3 protein-coding genes are annotated in these 1633 nt (G+C 70.2%); 1 reads left to right on the top strand and 2 read right to left on the bottom strand.

Annotated features, from left to right (window positions below; genetic code table 11):
* Together I5I_RS00580 and I5I_RS00575 are read right to left on the bottom strand one after the other, a co-directional pair.
* A partial coding sequence (locus tag I5I_RS00580; protein WP_036315048.1) for an alpha/beta hydrolase family protein occupies positions 1-639 on the bottom strand: 639 nt, incomplete at its 3' end.
* Entirely contained in the window at positions 639-1310 is a 672-nt protein-coding gene (locus I5I_RS00575; RefSeq protein WP_036315050.1) for a general stress protein, read from the bottom strand. The genes I5I_RS00580 and I5I_RS00575, both read right to left, overlap by 1 nt.
* 97 nt (positions 1311-1407) lie before the next feature.
* Here I5I_RS00575 and I5I_RS00570 point away from each other — a divergent pair.
* The coding region (locus I5I_RS00570) for a PRC-barrel domain-containing protein (RefSeq protein ID WP_187289894.1) at positions 1408-1633 on the top strand (226 nt) is incomplete at its 3' end.

The following is a 1633-nucleotide window of genomic DNA, read 5'->3' as shown; positions in this document are numbered from 1 at the left end:
CAGCCACGGGACGACGTGGTCGCTGAGCTCGCCGCCGATCCGATCGGCGGGCCGCGGGCGCCCCTTGATCTCGAAGGAGTGGGTGGCGCCGTCGATCCAGACCGTGGTGGCGTCTCGGCATCCGCTGAGCGCCTGATCGTACTGCTCACGGGGATGGATGAACGGATCGTTCGTCCCCTCGACGAACAGCTGCGGCACCGCGATCTGCGGAAGGTGCGCGGCACGCAGCTTCTCCGGAGCGCCGGGCGGATGCAGCGGATAGCCGAGGTACACCAGCGCCGCGGGCGTGATCGCCCCCTCCGCGGCCGCCATCGACGCCATGCGTCCCCCGTAGGACTTGCCCGCCGCCACGAACGGCACGCCGGGCGCCGTCTGGCGCGCTACCGCCTCGACGGCGGCCCAGGCGGCGATCGCGTGCGACGCAGGTCCCGGCATCTTGCGTCCCGCCTGCGCGTACGGAAAGGCGAAACGCACCACGCTGACGCCCTGACGCGCGCACCCCTCGCCCAGGCCGAGCAGGAAAGGATGATCCATCCCGGCCCCGGCACCGTGCGCGAGCGCCATCACCGCCCACGGGTCGACCGCCTGATGAAGAGCGGTCGAGACGACGACGGACCCCGTCGGCAGAGCGACCTCCATCACCGCTCCGGCGTTGTCGGTCCCTGTTCTCCGCCGTCGCGGACACCGGCGTCTCCGGCCGGCGGGGCGCTGGGTTGGGTCGGCACTTCCACGGGCGGCGCCAGACGTTCACCGTACTGTGGCGGATCGACGCGCTCTCCGTACTGCGGGGGTGCGCTCGTGTCCGGAGCGGGTGCGGACACCGGCGCCGAGGGCGCGCGATGGGCGGCGGCAGGCGTGACCGTTCTGCCGACGACTTCCCGGGCACGGTGGATGCTGCGCGGGAGAACGGTCACCTCGTACCGGTCGGCCAGCACCTGGGTGATCGACGTGTAGTCGCGGCGGCGGCGGACGATCGAGTACGTGATGATGCTCATGAGCATGCCGAGCGCGATGCCGACCAGCATGACGCCGATGAACAGCTGGATCGCCGCATTCGGCGTGCCGAGCACGAAGATGGCCGAGAAGAGGAGGCCGAGCAGGATGCCGTTCACGGCTCCTGAGCGCGCGGCCGCCGCGTATCCGAGACGCCCGGTGACGGTCTCGACGGAGCGCAGGCCGTGTCCGACGATCGCGATGTCCCGGGCCGGGATGTCCGCCTCCACGAGCTGAGACACCGCCTTCTGCGCCGCCGGATACGTCGCGAAGTCGGCGATCTTCTCGCCGTGTTCCTGGGGTATTCCGCCCAACATGCTCACGCATCCATCTTCGCATGAGCACGCTGTGCATCCGCCGCGGCGCGACGGACGTCTGCCCCGGGCGACAGCAGGCGCGGACTACGCTGGTCGAGTGAGTACGCAGAGGGTTTTCGTGGCACGCCTGGTGGGCTGCACCGTCTTCGACCCCGCGGGCGACCGGCTCGGCAAAGTCCGTGACGTCGTCGTCATCTATCGAAAAGACGACCCGCCGCGTGTGGTGGGCCTCGTCGTCGAGATTCCGGGGCGTCGCCACGTCTTCCTGTCGATCGGGCGCGTCACCTCGGACTCTAGAGGATCCCCGGGACCGAGCTCGAATC

Origin of the sequence: Microbacterium sp. B24 (genome assembly GCF_000333415.1) — a bacterium.
In the GTDB taxonomy this organism is placed as follows: domain Bacteria; phylum Actinomycetota; class Actinomycetes; order Actinomycetales; family Microbacteriaceae; genus Microbacterium.
The sequence above is the reverse complement of the archived record's forward strand: the minus strand, read 5'-3'. Positions and strand labels throughout refer to the sequence as shown.